Source organism: Streptomyces sp. NPDC055239 (genome assembly GCF_053606205.1).
This window is the reverse complement of the sequence record NZ_JBSGRD010000015.1, coordinates 197,777-216,144: the sequence shown is the minus strand read 5'-3', so window position 1 is coordinate 216,144 and position 18,368 is coordinate 197,777. Positions and strand designations below refer to the sequence as shown.

General features: G+C 72.5%; 15 protein-coding genes. 7 read left to right on the top strand and 8 right to left on the bottom strand.

Going from position 1 to position 18,368, the window contains the following annotated elements; genetic code table 11:
- Positions 1–62 precede the first annotated feature (62 nt).
- From ACWFRJ_RS37230 to ACWFRJ_RS37220, 3 genes are all read left to right on the top strand, one after another.
- Positions 63–1,451, top strand: coding sequence for an NAD(P)/FAD-dependent oxidoreductase (locus tag ACWFRJ_RS37230; protein ID WP_453541466.1), 1,389 nt, complete (start codon positions 63–65; stop codon positions 1,449–1,451).
- 416 nt (positions 1,452–1,867) lie between these two features.
- Positions 1,868–3,448, top strand: a complete 1,581-nt coding sequence (locus ACWFRJ_RS37225) for a hydantoinase/oxoprolinase N-terminal domain-containing protein (RefSeq protein ID WP_453541463.1) — start codon at positions 1,868–1,870, stop codon at positions 3,446–3,448.
- Positions 3,449–3,482: 34 nt separating this feature from the next.
- The gene (locus ACWFRJ_RS37220; RefSeq protein ID WP_453541460.1) at positions 3,483–4,562 is read left to right on the top strand and encodes a DUF917 domain-containing protein; all 1,080 of its coding nucleotides are present in this window, start codon (positions 3,483–3,485) and stop codon (positions 4,560–4,562) included.
- On the opposite strand, the gene ACWFRJ_RS37215 is transcribed toward ACWFRJ_RS37220, so the two are convergent.
- The 6 genes from ACWFRJ_RS37215 to ACWFRJ_RS37190 all read right to left on the bottom strand — a co-directional run bounded on the left by ACWFRJ_RS37215 (position 4,532) and on the right by ACWFRJ_RS37190 (position 12,408).
- Positions 4,532–6,886, bottom strand: coding sequence for a penicillin acylase family protein (locus ACWFRJ_RS37215; protein WP_453541457.1), 2,355 nt, complete (start codon positions 6,884–6,886; stop codon positions 4,532–4,534). The genes ACWFRJ_RS37220 and ACWFRJ_RS37215 overlap by 31 nt on opposite strands.
- Positions 6,886–8,427, bottom strand: coding sequence for a sodium:solute symporter family protein (locus ACWFRJ_RS37210; RefSeq protein ID WP_453541454.1), 1,542 nt, complete (start codon positions 8,425–8,427; stop codon positions 6,886–6,888). The genes ACWFRJ_RS37215 and ACWFRJ_RS37210 overlap by 1 nt, the downstream gene beginning before the upstream one ends.
- Entirely contained in the window at positions 8,424–8,813 is a 390-nt protein-coding gene (locus tag ACWFRJ_RS37205) for a DUF3311 domain-containing protein (RefSeq protein ID WP_453541451.1), read from the bottom strand. The genes ACWFRJ_RS37210 and ACWFRJ_RS37205 overlap by 4 nt, the downstream gene beginning before the upstream one ends.
- Positions 8,814–8,843: 30 nt before the next feature.
- Positions 8,844–9,647 carry an SDR family NAD(P)-dependent oxidoreductase gene (locus ACWFRJ_RS37200; protein WP_453541448.1) on the bottom strand — a complete coding sequence of 268 codons (804 nt, stop codon included), beginning with the start codon at positions 9,645–9,647 and terminating at the stop codon, positions 8,844–8,846.
- A 71-nt stretch (positions 9,648–9,718) separates the two neighbouring features.
- Complete coding sequence (locus tag ACWFRJ_RS37195) at positions 9,719–11,176, bottom strand: aldehyde dehydrogenase family protein (RefSeq protein ID WP_453541445.1); 1,458 nt, start codon at positions 11,174–11,176, stop codon at positions 9,719–9,721.
- Positions 11,173–12,408, bottom strand: coding sequence for a M20 family metallopeptidase (locus tag ACWFRJ_RS37190; RefSeq protein ID WP_453541442.1), 1,236 nt, complete (start codon positions 12,406–12,408; stop codon positions 11,173–11,175). Before ACWFRJ_RS37190 ends, ACWFRJ_RS37195 begins: the two co-directional genes overlap by 4 nt.
- A 194-nt stretch (positions 12,409–12,602) precedes the next feature.
- Between ACWFRJ_RS37190 and ACWFRJ_RS37185 the strand changes: the two genes are divergently transcribed.
- Positions 12,603–13,391 (top strand): FadR/GntR family transcriptional regulator, encoded by a 789-nt coding sequence (locus ACWFRJ_RS37185; protein ID WP_453541439.1) that lies wholly within the window; start codon positions 12,603–12,605, stop codon positions 13,389–13,391.
- 18 nt (positions 13,392–13,409) lie between these two features.
- On the opposite strand, the gene ACWFRJ_RS37180 is transcribed toward ACWFRJ_RS37185, so the two are convergent.
- Together ACWFRJ_RS37180 and ACWFRJ_RS37175 are read right to left on the bottom strand one after the other, a co-directional pair.
- Positions 13,410–14,045, bottom strand: coding sequence for a MarR family winged helix-turn-helix transcriptional regulator (locus ACWFRJ_RS37180; protein WP_453541436.1), 636 nt, complete (start codon positions 14,043–14,045; stop codon positions 13,410–13,412).
- A gap of 37 nt (positions 14,046–14,082) precedes the next feature.
- On the bottom strand, positions 14,083–15,810 hold the full coding sequence (locus ACWFRJ_RS37175) for an FUSC family protein (RefSeq protein ID WP_453541433.1): 1,728 nt from the start codon (positions 15,808–15,810) through the stop codon (positions 14,083–14,085).
- Positions 15,811–15,978: 168 nt separating this feature from the next.
- On the opposite strand from ACWFRJ_RS37175, the gene ACWFRJ_RS37170 reads away from it, so the two are divergent.
- The 3 genes from ACWFRJ_RS37170 to ACWFRJ_RS37160 all read left to right on the top strand — a co-directional run bounded on the left by ACWFRJ_RS37170 (position 15,979) and on the right by ACWFRJ_RS37160 (position 18,350).
- Positions 15,979–16,566, top strand: a complete 588-nt coding sequence (locus ACWFRJ_RS37170; protein ID WP_453541430.1) for a DUF5134 domain-containing protein — start codon at positions 15,979–15,981, stop codon at positions 16,564–16,566.
- Between the two features lie 103 nt (positions 16,567–16,669).
- A complete protein-coding gene (locus ACWFRJ_RS37165; protein WP_453541427.1) occupies positions 16,670–17,605 on the top strand; it encodes a M56 family metallopeptidase in 936 nt (311 codons plus the stop codon).
- Between the two features lie 46 nt (positions 17,606–17,651).
- A complete protein-coding gene (locus ACWFRJ_RS37160) occupies positions 17,652–18,350 on the top strand; it encodes a phosphatase PAP2 family protein (RefSeq protein WP_453541424.1) in 699 nt (232 codons plus the stop codon).
- The last annotated feature ends 18 nt before the right edge of the window (positions 18,351–18,368 follow it).

Sequence of the window (18,368 nt, the reverse complement as noted above, 5' to 3'; positions counted from 1 at the left end):
GCCGGGCAGCCCTTCGTCGGAGGATTGACCGGACCCCTCGCCCAACCCTGGAGCGATCTCTTATGCAACGTCCCCGGATTCTGATCATCGGCGGTGGCTTCGCCGGTATGGAGTGCGCGCACAAGCTGGAGCGGACGCTCAAGGCGCAGGACGCCGAACTGCGGCTGATCAGCCCGCAGGACCATCAGCTGTATCTCCCGCTGCTCCCCCATGTCGCGTCCGGCGTGCTCACCCCGCAGTCGGTCGCGGTGCCGCTGCGCCGCATGCTGCGCCGTACGGCGATCGTGCCGGGCGGGGCCATCGGGGTGGATCCGCATGCGAAGGCCGTGGTCGTACGGAAGATCAACGGTGACGAGGTCATCGAGCGCTACGACTACCTCGTCCTGACCCCGGGCAGCGTGACCCGGCAGTTCGACATCCCCGGTGTCGACCTGCATGCCGTGGGCGTGAAGACGCTGGCCGAGGCCGCCTGGATCCGCGATCACGTGATCTCCCAGCTCGATCTGGCCGCCGCGAGCTCGGACCGGGCCGAGCGGGAGGCCCGGCTGCAGTTCGTGGTCGTCGGCGGCGGGTACGCAGGTACGGAGACGGCGGCGTATCTGCACCGCCTGACGAGTAACGCCGTCAAGCGCTACCCCGGGCTCGATCCGTCGCAGATCAAGTGGCATCTGGTCGATGTGGCACCGAAGTTGATGCCCGAGCTGGGCGACCGGCTCGGCGAGAAGGCCCTCGCCATAGTGCAGCGGCGCGGGATTCATGTGTCGCTCGGAGTGACGGTGGAGAAGGCGACCGAGGACACCGTCACGCTGACCGGCGGGCGTACGCTGCCCTGCCACACCCTTATCTGGACCGCCGGTGTGGCGCCGAGCCCGCTCATCGCCACGCTGGGCGCCGAGACCAACAGGGGCCGCCTGGTCGTCGGGCCGAATCTGACGGTGCCGGGGCTCGACGGCGTGTTCGCGCTCGGCGACGCGGCGGCCGTGCCCGACCTCGTCAAGGGCGGCGACGCGATCTGCCCGCCGACCGCGCAGCACGCGATGCGCCAGGGATGGGCCGCCGCGAAGAACGTCACCGCGGCCCTGAAGGGGCAGCCGCTCACCGCCTACCGGCACAAGGACATGGGCCTGGTCGTCGACCTCGGCGGCATTCAGGCCGTATCGAAGCCGATGGGCGTGGAGTTGACGGGGCTGCCCGCTCAAGTCGTGGCACGCGGCTATCACTTGGGGGCACTGCGCACCCTCACCGCACGCTTCCGCACGGCCGCCAACTGGGGGCTCAACGCGCTCGCGGGCGACGACTACGTACGGACCGGGTTCCAGAGGCAACGTCCTGCCACGCTCAACGACTTCGAGATGACGGACGTCTATCTCTCGCCGGAGGAGATTCACGCGCGGGTGGCGGCGGAAGTGGCGGGGCGCTCGATGGCTCCGGAGAAGCCGCGGTTCCCGTAGCGGCGGCGGCCTGAGAAGACTGAGGGGACTGAGAGAGCGACGCAGGTGGTGACCGGGGTGGCTTCGGCCACCCCGGCATGGGGCCGATACGCGCCAACGGGGGACGCGCGCACGCCGGAGGGGCCGCTTCCGCCCTGTTGTACGGCTCGGGGGCGGCTGACAGTGGTGGAGTAGGCGCCGCTTCGATTTCCCGGAGTCCTCGCTGCGGCGACGCGAGGGGGTGGCCCGACGGCCGGCACGGAGGCCGGGCCGACACAGAGGGCTCCGAACAGCCGCGGCCGCCGTCCGACAGTCGATGCCGCCGTCAGACGGCCGGAAGACGCCCTTGACGGCGGTCTCGCGCCGCCCGGTTGATCGCGGCGTGCGTCACGTCCGTACTACGCATCATCCGTCGTCACACGAAGGACTCCACCACTATGCGTATCGGCATCGATGTCGGTGGGACCAACACCGACGCCGCCCTCCTCGGGCACGACGACCGCGTGCTCGCGGCCGCCAAGTCACCGACCACCCCCGACATCACCTCCGGCATCACCGCCGCGGTCCGGGCCCTCGCACCGCCCGTCGAATCCGTCACCGCCGTGATGATCGGCACCACGCACTTCCTCAACGCACTCGTCGAGGGCGCCCGGCTCACCCCCGTGGCGGCCGTACGTCTCGGTCTCCCCGCCACCGCGGCCCTGCCGCCCATGGCGGACTGGCCCGCCCGGCAGCGTGCCGCCGTCGGCGGGCACGGCTATCTCTGCCACGGCGGGCGGGAGTTCGACGGACGGCCGCTCTCGCCGCTCGACCCGGCGGAACTGCGGCGCACGGCCGCCGACATCGCCGCGCGCGGGCTCACCTCGGTCGCCGTGTCGTCGGTGTTCTCGCCGGTCGCGGAGGAGGACGAGCGGCGTGCCGCCGAGATCCTGGGGGCCGAGCTGGGTGAGGGCACGCACATCTCGCTCTCGCACGGTCTCGGCCGGGTCGGGCTGCTCGCGCGCGAGAACGCCACGATCATCAACGCGTCGCTGCGCGATCTGGCGACCGTCGTCGTCGAGTCGTTCGGGAAGGCGCTGGCCGAGCTGTCGATCACGGCGCCGTTCTTCCTGTCGCAGAACGACGGGACGCTGATGGACGTCGACTTCGCGCGTACCTGCCCCGTCGCCACGTTCGCGTCGGGGCCGACCAACTCGATGCGGGGCGCGGCCCTCCTCTCCGGGCTCGGGGACTGCGCGGTCGTCGACGTGGGCGGCACGACGGCCGACATCGGCATCCTCGCAGGGGGCTTTCCGCGTGAGACGGCGGGCGAGAGCGAGGCAGCGGGCATCCGCACCAACTTCCGCATCCCTGACGTGCTCTCCCTAGGGATCGGTGGCGGGTCCCTGGTGTCGAGCGACGGCGGGACGGGCCCGCGGTCGGTCGGCTATCTGCTCACGGAGGAAGCACTCGTCTTCGGCGGTACGCGACTGACGGCGACGGATCTCGCGGTGGCCGCGGGCCGGGCGGACATCGGAGACAGCGCCCAAGTCGCCCACTTGGACCCGGAGTTCACCGAGCGCGCCCTTGCCCGCATCGCCGAGCGGCTCGCTGAGGGCGTCGACCGGATGCGGACCTCGGCGGCGGCCCTTCCGGTGGTCGCCGTCGGCGGCGGCTCCGTGCTCGTGCCCGACGCGCTGCCCGGCTTCGCCGATGTGCGCAGGCCGGGGCAGTTCGACGTGGCCAACGCGGTGGGCGCGGCGATCGCGCAGGTCGGCGGGGAGGTCGACCGGGTCTTCCGCGTGCCCGAAGGACGCAGGGACGCGGTGCTCGCCGAGGCCCGCGACGAGGCCGTCGGGCGGGCGCGGGACGCCGGGGCACGCCCCGGCAGCGTACGCGTCGTCGACATCGAGGAGGTGCCGCTCGCCTATCTGCCCGGCGGCGCCACGCGCGTCCGCGTCAAGGCGGTGGGCGATCTCGACCTGGGGCGGATCGGCGAGACGACGGGGTCGGGCGCCGGGGTCGTCTCCGATGCGTGAGGTCCCCCTTGCGGTGGGTGAGACATCCCTTCCGATGCGTGAGATCACGCTCGACAACCTCGACGACATCGCCCGGGGCTCGGGCATCCTCGGTACGGGCGGCGGGGGCGATCCCTACATCGGCAAACTGCTCGCCCGTGAGGCGATCCGGGCGCACGGCCCGGTGCGGATCGTCGGCATCGACGAGGTCGACGCCGACGCGACCGTCGTCCCCATCTCGGGCATGGGCGCCCCCACCGTCCTCCTGGAGCGCGTACCCAACGGCAACGAGCATCTGGCCGCGCTGCGCGCCCTGGAGAAGCACATCGGACGCCGGGCCACTCACCTCACGCCGCTGGAGGTCGGCGGGGTCAACTCGATGCTGCCGATCGCGTGCGCGGCACGGGCCGGGCTTCCCCTCGTGGACGGGGACGCGATGGGTCGGGCGTTTCCCGAGGCGCAGATGGTGCTGCCCGGCCTTGCCGGGATCGCCAACTCGCCGATGGCGCTCGCCGACGACAAGGGCAACACGGTCATCGTGGAGGCCGTCGACAATCACGCGGCCGAACGGATCGCCCGCGCGGTGTGCGTGGAGCTCGGCTGCCAGATCAGCTGCGCGGACACGGTGCTGCGCGGCGATCAGCTCGCCGACGGCCTGGTTCCCGCGACGCTGACGCTCGCGCGGCGGCTCGGCGCGGTGGTGCGTGAGGCGCGGGCCGCGCACGGTGATCCGGTGGCGGCGGCGCGGGCGATGCTGGCCGGCATCCCCCTCCTGACGGGCAAGGTGGTCGACGTGGTCCGTCGTACGGAGGGCGGCTTCGCGCGCGGGCACGCCCGTATCGAGGGAACGCGAGACGACGCCGAGCGGGTGCTCGAACTCGGCTTCCAGAACGAGCACCTGCTCGCCACGCTCGACGGGGTGACCGTCGCGACCGCGCCCGACCTGATCTGCGTCCTGGACAGCGAGACCGGTGACCCGGTGACCACGGAGGGCCTGCGCTACGGCCTGCGTGTCAGCGTCATCGCCGCGCGCTGCGACCCCCGCTGGATCACTCCGGGCGGGCTCGCGCTCGCCGGTCCACGCTGCTTCGGGTACGAGGTGGACTACCTGCCCTTCGGTTCGGCCACCCCCTGAGTTTTCGCGGCGGCGGACGGTCGCAGTGTGATCGTCCGCCGTGTGTGCTTCTCCACCGCGTCGCGGGAGTAGAGGAGCGGGAAGGAACCGTCGGCGGCCCAGCTCGCGAACAGGTCGTCGTAGTGCGGGCTGCCCGGAACGCCGGACTGCCCCGGCGAGTTCATCGCCACGGAGTCGTCCCAGGAGCCGACGTCCACGACGATCCGGAAGGTGGCTCCGGCGGTCTGCCGGAACCCGGGCCCGTAGGCGGCGGCTCCCACGGTGTCGCCGCTGCCGCCGCGCGGTACGGGCCCCACGGAGGCCCACTCCGGGGCGGGACCGTCGAGCAGGGCGGCGATGGGGTGGTGCGGGTGGGCGTGGTGAAGGGCGCCCCAGGACCAGCCGCCCGGGTCGGCGCCCAGGAGCCCGCTGAGTTCGTCGATCGCCTCGGCGAGCGTGCCGAGCAGCAACCCGGGATCCGGGTCGCCCTCCAGGAGCTCCAGATCGATGCGGGCGTCCGCTGCCGCGTCCTCGACGGGCAGGACCCGCGCCAGGGCCCGCTCACGCTGCCCCTCGCCCACTACCCCGTCGAGGGCCCGCGCCAGCAGGGCGGGTCGCAGATGCCGCCGGTACCAGACCTCGAAGAGGGCGGCGGCCGGGGAGTCGACGGTGAGCCGGGCGTCCCAGTCACGGAGGAGGGCGAGGGCGGTGGCGAGGGGGTCGCCGGGGGCGGAACCCTCGGCCACCGCGTCCTCGCCCCGCAACCCCGCGAGGAGCGCCCGCACCCGTCGCCCCGGCAGGCTCACGTAATCCGTCTGCAGTCGTACGCAGTCCTCGACCGTCCAGGCCGCGTGCGCGCTCAGTTCCTCCGTGATGCGGTCGTGGCGTGTCGGTGCGTACCAGTCGTACGTCACCGTCTTCTCCGCGTTCGGATACGTGGGCGGCAGGTTCAGCTGGTTGGCCGTGGCGAACCAGCCCTGGGCCGGGTCGCGGACCGAGGGGAGTTCCTCCACGTCCAGGAAGCCGTCCCATTCGTAGCGGCCGTCGCCCGGCACGGGCAGGGTGCCGTCCCAGCCGGGGCGGACGGGGACACGGCCCGCGGGGCGCCAGCCGATCGTGCCGTCGGGGGACGCGTAGACCTGGTTCTCGCCGGGTGCTCCCCAGCGGCGCATCGCCGTGACGAACGCGTCGGGGTCGGCCGCCCGCATGTAGTCCATGCTGCCCAGGTAGGGGGCCATACCGGGGCCGAGCCAGGCCGCGCGGACTGCGAACGCGGTTTCCTGGTCGGTCAGTTCGCGGATTACCGGGCCGTGGCGTGTGAACCACAGGTCGGCCGGGACCGCGTCGCCGCCGCGTACCGGGATCGACTCCCTGACGTGCGTCATCGGCTCCCAGCGGTCCTGGTACCAGTACTCGTACGGGTTCGCCGGGTTCGTGCGGTAGACGTACAGGTCCTCCTGGTCGATCGGGAAGATCGTCAGGCCGAAGGCGACCTGGCCGTTGTGGCCGATGGAGATGCCGGGCAGGGCCGGTTCGCCCGCCCCGATGGCGTCGATGCCGGGCGCCGAGAGGTGCGTGAGGTAGCGCAGGGCGGGCAGGGCGATCCCGCGGTGCGGGTCGTTGGCCAGGAGAGGGCGGCCGGTGGCGGTCCGGGAGGGGGCGATGACCCAGTTGTTGGAGCCGTCCAGGCCCTGCCGGGGTGCCGCGCCCGCCGCCCATGGGGGCGTGGTGGCCATGTCGTACACGCGCAGGACGTCGGAGGGGATGACGGAGAGGTCGAGCCCTTCGGGGACCCGCAGCCGGTGCGGGGCGGGCTCGCGGCGGCGGCGCAGCTCCTCCGCTTCGGGGCCGTGCTCGCGCAGGGTGAGGGCGCGAGCGACCTCGTCGCGGAGGTTGTACTGCAGGCCGTGGCTGCGGATGCGGGCTACGTCGGAGGGGTGCCAGTACGCCGGTTCGTACTTCAAAAGGGCGAATTCTGGAGGGAGTTGGTCAGCATCCGTGCGGCACAGCGCCACGTACGCGTTGATGCCGTCGACGAACGCCGTCGTCACCCGTTCCGCGTCGTCCCCGTACGCACGCCACTCCTCTGCCATGTCACCGCGGTAGAGGAACAGCCGCGCCGCCCGGTCGTGTTCGGCGTACCGCTCCCCCAGCACCTCGGCGAGCAGACCGAGTCCGCGGCGGCGCCACAGGTCCAGCTGGAAGAGGCGGTCGCGGGCGGCGTTGAATCCCTGGGCCAGGAAGAGGTCGTCCTGCGACGCGGCGTACAGATGCGGGACGCCCCACTGGTCGATCCGGATCTCCACGGGCTCCTGGAGGCCGGGCACCTCGTAGACATCGCTCATCAGCTCTCCTTCAAGGCGGCTTTCGCCGCGCTCTCGTCCGGGACGGCCGGGGTCGCGGACGAGACCGCGGCAGGCCCCGGCCCCGGTGCGAGCCAGACGACCGCGAGGAGCACGACGAGGTTGGCGGCGAGCGCGATGATGCCGCCGTTCACCCCGTGGTACGGGTCGTTGTCGGTGGCCCACAGCAAGGTCATCACCGCGAGCCCGGTGAGCATTCCGGCAACAGCGGCCCGCGCGGTCAACCGCCGCCAGAACAGGGCGAGCAGCACGACAGGAACGAGCTGCGCCAGACCCTCGTACGACAGGACGGAGAGCTCCACGAGGGTGTTGGGATAGAAGAGGCTTCCCGCGAGGGCGATCAACCCGGCGATGACGCACACCAGTTGGGAGAGCCGCTTGGCCCGCATGTCATGGGCGTCACCGGACGTGCCGAGCGCACGGCGGCGCGCCCGCGGGTCGGCGCCGTTGCCGCCGCCGAGAATCGTGCGGCCCCACAGCGTGCCGATGGAGAGCATGAAGACGCTCATCGGCACGATCGCCGAGAGGGCGCCCGCGACGCCGATGAGCGCGACGACGGGTGAGGGCAGGGAGTCGGTGACGAGGCTGAAGAGGGCCAGGTCGGGGTTGCCCAGGGTCGGCATCACGAACAGCGCCGTGGCGCCGACCACCATCGGGACGAAGAGAAGCAGCTGGTACCAGGGGAGGAGCAGCGCGTTGCGGCGCAGGGCGTTGGGGCTCTTGGCGCTGAGGTAACCGGCGACGGTGGTCGGGAAGATGGTGATCGTCACCGCGTTCAGGACGACGGTGCTCAGGAACCACATGGCGTTGCGCCCGCCGGACTCGTGCCCGGGGAAGGTCAGCCACTCGGGCTTCTCGGTCACCATGCGCTGCATGAAGTCGCTGAACCCGCCGAGGTAGTGCATCGGGATGTACACGGCGAGGAACACGACGGCGACGATCACCAGCATGTCCTTGAGCGCGCTCACCCACGCCGAGCCGCGAAGACCGGACACGAGGATGAACACCTCGGCCACGACGAAGGAGATGACGGCCGCGACCTTGAGATCGACACTGCCGTACGTCATCGCGTTCACGACGACGCCCATGCCCTGAATCTGGACCTGGATGTAGGGGACGATGAAGACCGTCGCGACGACGGCGACGAGAATCCCCACCGGGCGTGAGCGGAACCGGAATTCGGCGATGTCCGCGATGGAGATGAGGCCGTGCCGGGACGCGTACGTCCACAGGGCGGGGCCGACGACGTACGCGACGGCGAATCCGACGGTCAGGTAGGCGACCAGGTAGAGGATCGGCGCGCCGAAGGAGTACGACCAGCCCGCGGTGCCGAGGAACGAGAAGCTCGTGTACGTCTCGCCCGCCATGAGCAGCCAGATGAACAGGACACCGAGTCCGCGGCTGGAGACGGACCACTCGGCGAGGCCCTTGGACCGGCCGCGGGCGCTCCATACGCCGATCCCGATGGTGGCGACCATGGCAAGGCCGAAGATGGTGGTCGCGACGGCTGCGGAGCCGTTCATCGGCGGCCTCCTTCGGTGTCGGTGCCTTCGGGGGCGCCCACGTGGTCGTCGGCCGGGATGGGCTCGACGGCGTTCGCGCGGTACGCCGGGTCGAGCCGGGCGGCGAGCCAGATGACCAGGGGGCTGATCACCGTGGCGGCGATGACCCAGGCCAGGAGGAAGGGGATGCCGAGGATGCGCGGCTCGATGCGGTTGGCCACGAACGGGGCGGCGCCGTAGAGCAGGACGGGGACGAGAAGCAGCCAGAGGGAGGGGCGGGCCACGCCGCGGAGGGTGGGAAGGCCGTCCAGGGGCGAGGCCGCGGGGTCGGGTGGGGCCGACGTGTCCGATGGGGCCGATGTGTCCGGTGGACGCTGCTCGCCGCTGTCTTCGTCTTTCGGGGGCATGGGGGGCTCCTTGGGGAGGGGCAGGGGAGGTCAGACCGAGGGGTCGTAACGCCCGTCGACCGCCGTCCAGCCGCCGTCCACGCTCAGCACGGTGCCGGTGACGAAGGTGGAGGCGTCCGACACGAGATAGGCGACGGCTCCGGCGAGTTCGTCGGCACGGGCCCACCGCTTGAGCGCGGAGGCTTGGGCGTAGGCATCGAACCATGCGGGGTCGGCGGCGATCTGATCGGTGAGCGGAGTACGGACGACGCCGGGCGCGACCGCGTTGAACCGCACGCCCTGCGGCCCCCATTCTGCGGCGGCGGTCCGCAACAACTGGACGAGGCCCGCCTTGGACGCGGCGTAAGGACCCTGCCCCGGCTCCACCTGGAAGGCCCGCATCGAGGCGAACCCGACCACGCTCCCCCGGCCGCGCTCGGCCATGCCGGGGGCGACGGCCTGGATGAGGGTGAGGTAGGAACGCAGGTTCAGCGCGATGACGCGGTCGAACTCGTCGAGGCCGTAGTCGGCGATGCGCTTGCGCACGTTGGCCCCGACGGTGACGACGAGCCCGTCGAGCGCTCCCCACGCGGCGACGGCGGAACGCACGGCGTCGGGGTCCAGGACGTCCAGGGAGTGCGTGACGGCGGTACCGGTGACCCGGCCCGACGCCGCCTCGCCATCGCCCACCGCGAGGGCCGCCGTCTCAGCGGCCCCCTCCGTGTCCCGGTCGGCGACGATGACGTGCGCGCCCTGGGCGACCAGCGCGCGGGCGGCCTCGCGACCGATGCCGCTCGCGCCGCCCACGACCGCGACGCGGCGGCCGTCGAGCCGGAACAGATTGCCGTAATCCATGGTGGTGATGCCTCTCTTGCCGGGGGCGTCGGCTGACCGACCGTTGTCTGCTGAAGGCCGAGGGCGAAGGCCTAGGGCCTGATGACCGCCATCCGCGTCACCGTCAGTTCCTCGATCGCGAACCTGGGGCCCTCGCGGCCGATGCCCGAGTCCTTGACGCCGCCGTAGGGGGCGATGTCGCTGCGGTAGCCGGGAACTTCGTTCACCACGACACCGCCGACCTCAAGGCGGTCCACGGCCTCGAGGGCGGCCCGCAGACCGTTCGTGTAGACGGCCGCGTGCAGGCCGTAGCGGCTCGCGTTGACCACGTCGTACGCGGTGTCCAGGTCCGGCACCGTGCGCAGACAGACGACCGGGCCGAAGATCTCCTCGTCCCAGGCGGGTTCGCCGTCCGGGACCTCCGCGAGCAGGGTCGGGGCGATGCACCTGCCGCCCGCGTCGCGGACTCCCCCGGCCACGAGGCGCGCGCCGGCCGCCCGTGCCCGTACGACCCGGTCGAGCACCCGCTCCGTCGCCGTCTCGTCGATGAGCGCCGATACGCGGGTCTCAGCGTCGCGGGGATCGCCGACCACCACGTCCGGCAGCCGCTCCGTGAGCCGCTTCTCGAATGCCTCCGCGACCGCGTCCACCACGATGACCCGCTGTACGGAGATGCAGGCCTGGCCCGACGCGTAGAACCCGCCCCGCACCACCGCGTCCGCGGCCGCGTCGAGATCGGCGTCGGCGGCAACGACGAGCGCCGCGTTGGAGCCGAGTTCGAGGACCACCTTGCGGGGCGCCGCGTCCCGCGCGATGTGGTGGCCGACGGCGGCGGACCCGGTGAAGGAGACCGCCGCGACCTCCGGATGCGTGGTGAGCGTACGGCCGACCTCCGCGTCCCCCGTGACGAGCTGTACCGCTCCGGCGGGCGCACCGGCCGCAACGAGCTGCTCCCGTACGAGATGGACGAGCCGCAGGGTGGCCAGCGGAGTCGCCGGGGCGGGCTTGACGATCACCGGGCAGCCCGCGGCGAGCGCCGGTGCGATCTTGTGGGAGGCGAGCAGGACCGGGTAGTTGAAGCCCGCGATGCCGACCACGACGCCCACGGGCCGCCGCGTCCAGAAACCGAAGAGGCCCTCCCCGGACTGCTGGAGGTCCAGTGGCACGGTCTCGCCGTGCAGATGGGCCACCTCGTCCGCGGCGGCCTGCCACGTGGCCACGGTCCGCTGCATCTCCACCCCGCAGTCGACCCGCGGCTTCCCGGTCTCCAGGACGAGCAGGTCCACCAACTCAGGCACCGCGTCGGCAAGCGCCGCCGCGACCCCGGCGAGCACCTGCCTCCGCACCCCCGCGGTCAGCCTGCCGACCCGCACCCGGATCGCCGCGGCATGCTCGACGGCCCGCCCCGCGAGGTCTTCGTCGCCGACCGGCGCCGCGGCGATCTCACTGCCGTCGTACGGGAAGAGGACGGGCCGGCTCTCCGGCGCGGACACCCAGCCGTCCCCGATGGGCAGCCCTTCAGGACAGGTCGTCCCTTCGAGACCCGTCATCGCGCACCTCCGTTGGTGCCGTTCAGGAACGAGCGCGCCGCGGCGGCGTACACCCGGGTGTACTCGACGATCTCGCGCACCTCGACGAACTCGTCCTTCTGGTGCGCGATCCACTTCCCGCCGGGTCCGTAGACGACGGTCGGCAGACCGGCGTCGCGGGTGAGGATGGTGCCGTCCGTGGTGCCGGGCACGGCTCCGAACGGCGGTGCGGAGCCGTGCACTTGGCGGTGCCCGTCGACGAGGGCGGTGACCACCGGATGGTCCTCGGCGATCTCGATGGCGGGCCGGTCGTCGACGACGGTGAGCCCGACGCCCACCCCCACACTTCCGGCCGCGTCGAGCGCGCACTGCCTGACGCGCTCGATGAGTTCCGTGTGATCGGTGCCGGGAATCGTCCGTACGTCGATGCCGACGAGCCCGTGTGCGGGGATGACGTTGAGCTGGTCCGGGTCGCCGCCGTGCAGCACGGTCGGCGTGACCGTCACGCTCCCTGCGTGCGGATGGGTGCCGTACCGCTTCTGGGCCCAGGTCTGTACGTCACCGAGGGCTTCGACGATGCGCGCCCCGGCGACGATCGGGCTCTTGGCCTCCTGCGGCATGGCGCCGTGGGCCATCACCCCGTCGAGATCGAGCCGGAGCCGGATGCCGCCACGGGCGGAGGTGCAGACCTCGTACCCCTCCGGCTCGCAGACGATGACCCCGTCCACCTCACGTGCGAGCGGCGTAGCCGCGAACGCCTTCGCGCCGAGCATCAGCCCTTCCTCGTCGCACAGCACTCCGATGACGACGCGACCCGGGAAGGGCCCGGCGAGTTGCAGGGCCCGTACGCCGTAGATCATCGCCGCGACACCGGACTTCATGTCCGCGGAGCCGCGCCCCCACAGCCTGCCGTCCCGGATCTCGGCGCCGTAGGGATCGACGCTCCAGTCCGCCGGATCCCCCTCCGTGACGACGTCGATGTGCCCTTCGAACATCAGGGTCGGCCCTTCGCCTCCCCCGCCCTCGATGACGGCGACGGTGTTGGGCCGCCCTGGCGCGACCTCCACCACGTCGTACGTCCAGCCGAACTCGGTGAAGAGCCGGGCGACGAGTTCGGCCGCGGGCCGCTCGACCTCGGTGGCCCCGGCAGCGTTGACGGTACGCAGCCGGACCAGATCCTGGGTGAAGGCGACGACGGCGGCCTCGTCGGCCGTGGGCTCGCCTGAGCTGGTGCGACGTGAGCTGGTGTGCATGGAACCTCCAAGTCGGTCGGCCACGAGGCCAGTCGACTGGTCAGACCAGTTGAGTTCCCGTACTCTGCCTCCACGTTCATGGCCGGGTCAACCACCAGATCTTGGTTTTCCCGCGCCGATGTCCGCATCGACTTCCGTATCGGCGTTCGCGCCGATATCGCGTGTCAGTTACGTACCGTGGAGGGGGCGGGCCGATGGCCGCCGACGACACCGACCTGTTCCGGCCGGTCACACCGGTCCGGGCCTATCAGCGGGTGGCGGAGCAGATCGAGGAGCGCATCCTCAGCGGTGATCTGCCTCCCGGCGCACGGCTGCCCGCCGAGCGCGAGCTGGTCAACCGCTTCGGCGTGGGCCGCTCCACGGTCCGCGAGGCGCTGCGCGTCCTGCAGTCGGCGGGCCTGATCCGCTCCCGCCCCGGCGACCCGCTGGGCGCCGAGGTGCTCGGCGTCTCCCCCGACAACCTCAGCCAGGCCCTGGGCCGCCTCACCCGCTCCAGCGTGGCGAAGCTCGGCGAACTGGTGCAGTTCCGCATGGTGTTGGACGCCGAGAGCAACCGTCTGGCGGCGCGCCTGCACGGCGAGGAAGATCTCGCCCGGATGCGCGAGCAGATCACCCGCATGGAATCACTCAGCGGCGGCAGCAGCGGCAGCGGCCCATCGCCTCTGCACGCGTTCAGCGAGGCCGACGCGCTCTTCCACCGCGCGATCGCGGAGGCGAGCGGCAATTCTCTGCTCGGCCTGTGCGCACGCGCCGTGCACGAGGCCGTGGTCGAGGTCATCGAGAAGAAGATCGCGGGCGTCACGGACACCACGGCCTGGATGGAGCGCTCCATAGCCCACCACCGCGAGGTCCTGGCGGCGATCACCGCGGGCGACGGGCCGCTGGCGGCCCGTCTGGGCCGTTCAGCGCTGCACGAGTACTACGCGGATCATGTGGAGCCGGAGACAAGGGAGTTGCTGGCGGCGTCCGCCGAGGACCACTGACCACCTCGTGCGGTCCCGTCAGCCTCTGAACCCCGGCGAGAGCCCGAGCCGCCCCTCCAGCTGCCCAAGCAACTCACCCAACAGCGCGCTCAGTTGGCCCTGGCCGTCCCCGTCGAGACCGGCCAGGACAACCGTCTCGTAGGCGAGCTGGTCGGGCAGGATCGAGTCGACCAGGGCGCGGCCCGTGTCGGTCAGGCTGACGTGTGACACACGGCGGTCACGGGTGTCGGCGCGCCGGTCGACCAGGTCGCGCTCCTGGAGCTGCTTGAGGCGCTTGGTGACGGCGGCGCCCGATGAGAAGGTCTCGCGGGCCAGCTCGCCGGGGGTCAGTTCGTGACCGGTGCGGCGCAGCGCGCCGAGGAGGTCGAACTCGGGGCGGGTCAGACCGACCCGGCGCAGCGGCGCGTCCTCGGCCTGTTGCAGGAGGGCCGCGCAACGGTTGATGCGGCCGATGACCTCCATCGGGCCCGTGTCGATGTCGGGGCGCACCGTCTGCCACTGCCGCACGACGGCGGCCACGGTGTCGCGGGGCGCGCCGACGCCAGAGGCCCTGTCCTTCGCGGCACCGCCCGCGCCGCCGTCTCCCGCGCCGCCGCCTCCCGCACGGGCGCCCACGGCTTCCGCCGTCGCGTCCCGTTCGCTCCCGTTCCTCATGCGCCCCTGTCCTCGCCCTTCCGCCCGGCCCGGCCCGTCATGCCCGTACGCGCTGTACCCGTACGCGCTCGCCGTGCTCCATGCCTCGTACCGTCGCCGCGAGCGTACGGTGTCCCGCCTGCTCGGCGAGCATCACCCGCTGGTCCGGCAGGGCGCGCTGCCACCATTCGCCCGCCGCCGCGTCGTGGGCGGTGCGCAGGTCGACGAGGGCGGCGGTCAGGCCGCGGCGCGCCGGGCGCAGGGTGCCGGGGGTGGGCAGCGGGGCCGCCAGGGCCTGTTCGGCGCGGGCGCGGGCCCGGTCGGCTGCGTCGATGGCCAGCTCGATGTGGTCGGCGGCGCGCCGGTTGGTGACGGCGATCGCCGCGAGGATGCCGAGCAGCGCGCCCACGAACGTGTCCACGATCCGGTCGACGATGAGGCCTCCGGGCTGCTGGATCCGTGCGAACTCGGTGACGAGGAGGGCCATCGGCGTGACGCACACGCTGCCGAGCCAGTAGTTGCGGCCCATCAGCGCCTCCGCCCCGAAGGCGAGCGCCAGGCAGCAGATGACGAGCGCGGCCTGACTGAGGTGGGCAAGCGGGGCGATCGCGGCGAAGGCGAGCACTCCGACGAGGTTGCCGACCACGCGCTGGACTCCCCTGTTCCAGGTGAGCGTGACGTTGGCCTGGTAGAGCGAGGCCGCCGTGACAAGGGCCCAGTAGGGGCGGCCGACGCCGAGCGCCAGTGACGCGTACCCCGCGAGCGCGCAGCCGACGGCCGTCCGCAGCGCGATGGGCAGCAGCGGCGATCCGGGACCGAGGCGCCGCCACAGGGCACCCTTCGCGGCTCCGGCCGCCAACTCTGCTTCCACTCCGAGGAGTTCGTCGTCCGCTTCGGGGCGTACGTCGTGGGGGCGCGGCACCGCACCCGTGCCGCGCAGCCCCGCCGCCCAGGAGCGCAGCTGGGCGGGGTCCGCCGCCGACGGTGCCGCCAGGGCCTCCTCGGCGCGGATCACCAGGCGCTCCAGGGCGCGGCGGGCCGCCGTGCGGGCGCCGGTGGCGAGCAGCGACTGCCAGGCGGCGTGCACGGCCGCCGCGGCGCCAGGACGGGCCCGCTCGCGTCCTGGACCCGATGCCTCGGCGTACGCGGCTGCCGCGTGCAGGGCCCGCGCGGTGGCCCGGCGCTCGGGGCCGTGCGGCCGCACCAGGGCGGGGGCCATGCCGACCAGCCAGGCCACGGCGCCCGCGCCGAGCGTCAGGGCGAGGTGTCCTGGGACCTGTCCGATGGCCTGCGGCGCGAACAGGGTGGCGGAGCTGATGAACGTGAAGATGAGGTGGCCCGGCGGGCCGATGCGGGTCGCGTCGCAGAGCGTCTTCTGCGCCGCGGCGAGCAGGGCGCCGACCGCCACGAGCACGGCCGCCGATGTGGTGAGCGAGGCGGCGACCATGGCGACGCCGACGCTGGCCAGCATCCCGAGGACGACCCCGGCGAGGGCACGGGCCCGCGCCGCGTAGGGGAGGTTGTGGGCGTAGAGGGCGCAGAACGATCCGGCCATCGTGTACATGACGAGGTCGAGGCGGCCGATCGCGAGGAGCGTCAGATTCGGTATCGCGGTGGCGACGACGACGCTCGACGCGGGTTTGAACCAGATGTCGGACGGCTTGCCCGGACGCAGCACACCGGCGAGCGGGAGTCGGCGGACACGGAAGCGGTCCCGGAAGCGGACACGGGAGGAGTCACGCGAGGGGTCGGACGAGCGAGGTGAGGGTGGCGGTGTACTGCTCATACCTAGAACATTAGCAAGTGTTTTACTCGGAAACGATTCACTCCGTGAGTCACCTCCGTCACGGCCCGTCCGCTCCCTCCGCGCTCCCCGCGTACACCCGTGCGCTCGCATACGACGCCCCGTGCGAGGGCATCGACCCGACGACACCGTCGATCGGGGAGGTGTGCGGTGCACGGACCGGCGCAGGCCGGCTGGCTGCTCGTCGCGCTGTGCGCGGCGACCGGGTCCTACTGTCTGCTGCGGATGCGCAGCAGGATCGAGGAACAGCGCCGGGCGGCCGGCGGCGAGGCGCTCATGGGGTTCGGGATGGCACTGATGGCCCTGCCCGCGGCCGTGCTGACCCCACCGCGGTGGGCCTGGCTCGGGTACGCGGCCGTGTTCGGCGTGGCGGCGCTCAGGGCTCTGTGGGCGGCGCGACGCACTCGGCACCACCTGCATCACCTCGTCGGCGCCTGCGCCATGGTCTACATGGCGGTGGCCATGACCACGACCCCCACCGCGCACGCGGGACACGGCGGCGGGGGCGCACCGGCGCTCACCGGCGTCATGCTGCTGTACTTCGCCGGGTACGTGCTCTGGTCGGGGGTCCGCCTCCTGCCGGTAACGACGCCCGTACCGACATCCGTACCGACGCTCGCGGCCACGGAGGGAGGCGGCGGAGGTGCGGTCATGGGGTGGGGCGACCGTACGGAACTGGCGATGGCGTGCCGCCTCTCCATGGGCATCGCCATGATCGCGATGCTCCTCACGCTGTAGCCGGGGGGCCGTAAGGGGTGATATCCCGCGATCGGCCGTGGCGTGCGTCACCTTCGGCGATAGGTCGTACCCTCCGACAGCGCCACCCTCATAGTCTTGACGCATGTTGCTCCCCGTTGCGCTGTTGCTGCTGGGCGCCCTCACCGCCGTCGTCGCCCCGCGCCTCCTCGCACGCGCCGACTGGCCGGAGCGCGAACCGGTGGTCGCGCTGTGGGCATGGCAGTGCGTCGTGGCGGGTGTGCTGATGTGCTGCGCCCTGTCGATGACCCTGAGTGCCGCCGCCGCATGGCAGGCCGTCCGCGGCCATGTCTTCGCGCCCGCACCGCACGACGTGGTCGAGGCGTACGCGCTGGGGGCCGGCGGCTCCTGGGCGCCCGCGACAGCCGTGGCCCTGGCCCTGGGCGCCGTGTGGACCGCCGCGATGCTGACCCGGGAGATCGCCAGGGCACGCACAAGGCGTCGCAAGCGGCGCGGTGAACTCCTCCTGCGCGCGCCGCTGTTGCCCGGCGAGGAGCCCGGCGCCGACCGTCTCGTCGTCCTGGAGGGCGAGCGCCCCGACGCCTGGTGGCTGCCGGGGGCCGCACCCCAACTGGTCATCACCACCGCCGCGTTGCGCCGCCTCAAGGGCCGTCAGCTCGATGCCGTGCTCGCCCACGAGCAGGGGCACGCCCAGGCGCGGCACGACTGGCTCCTGCACTGTTCGGGCGCGCTGGCCACGGGGTTCCCGCAGGTGCCGGTGTTCGCCGCGTTCCGGGGCGAGATGCACCGCCTGGTCGAGCTGGCCGCCGACGACGTGGCCTCGCGGCGCTTCGGACGCCTGACGATCGCTCTCGCACTGGTCGAGCTCAACGAGGACCGGGGCGTGTTCGGCCCCTGCCCGACCCCGCACGCGCACGTGCCGCAGCGGGTGCACCGGCTCCTCTCCGCACGGCCGCGGCTCACCGCCGGGCGGCGGCTGCGCCTCACGGCGGCCGCGGCCCTTGTGCCGGTGATTCCGCTCCTCGTGACGTTCGTGCCGGGGCTGCGCGCGCTGGGATAGCGCCCCGGGATGGCCCTCGGCGCCGCCCGTCGGCGAGGATCTCCCCATGCACCCCGCCGCACCGCTCGACTCACCGCCCGGTACGACCCGCCCGCGAACATCCCGCGCCACGCTCACCGCCGCGCTCCTGTGCGTCCCATCGGCCCTGCTGATCCTCCTGGTCGAGCTGGAGTGGCGCCCGCTGCGCACCCTCGACGGTGACGTCGCGCGCACCACGCACCGCTGGGCCGTCGCGCACGACGGCCTCACCCACGCGAGCCGCGTCCTGACCGACTGGGTGTGGGACCCGTGGACGATGCGCGCGCTGATCGCCGTGGCCGTGGTGTGGCTCGCCTTCCGCGGCGCGTACTGGCTCGGGCTGTGGCTCGCTGTCACCTGCGCGGTGGGCACCGCGGTGCAGCAGGGGCTCAAAGCTGCGGTCGACAAACCGCGCCCGGTCTGGCCGGACCCGGTGGACTCCGCGCACTTCGCGGCCTTCCCCTCGGGGCACGCCCTGACGGCGACGGTCGTCTGCGGGCTGCTCCTGTGGCTGCTCCGCATGTACGGTGCCGGGCCCGCCCTGTGGCGCACGGGTGTGACGATCGCCGTGGTCAGTGTCGTCGGGGTCGGCGTGACCCGGATCTGGAACGGCGTGCACTGGCCGTCGGACGTCGTCGGCGGCTGGCTGCTCGGCGCGCTCATGGTGGCGCTCGCGATCGCCACGTACGCGTACCGGCCGGGAGCCCGTGCCGCGAGCCCCGCGTAACGGGCCTGCCTCGCAGCC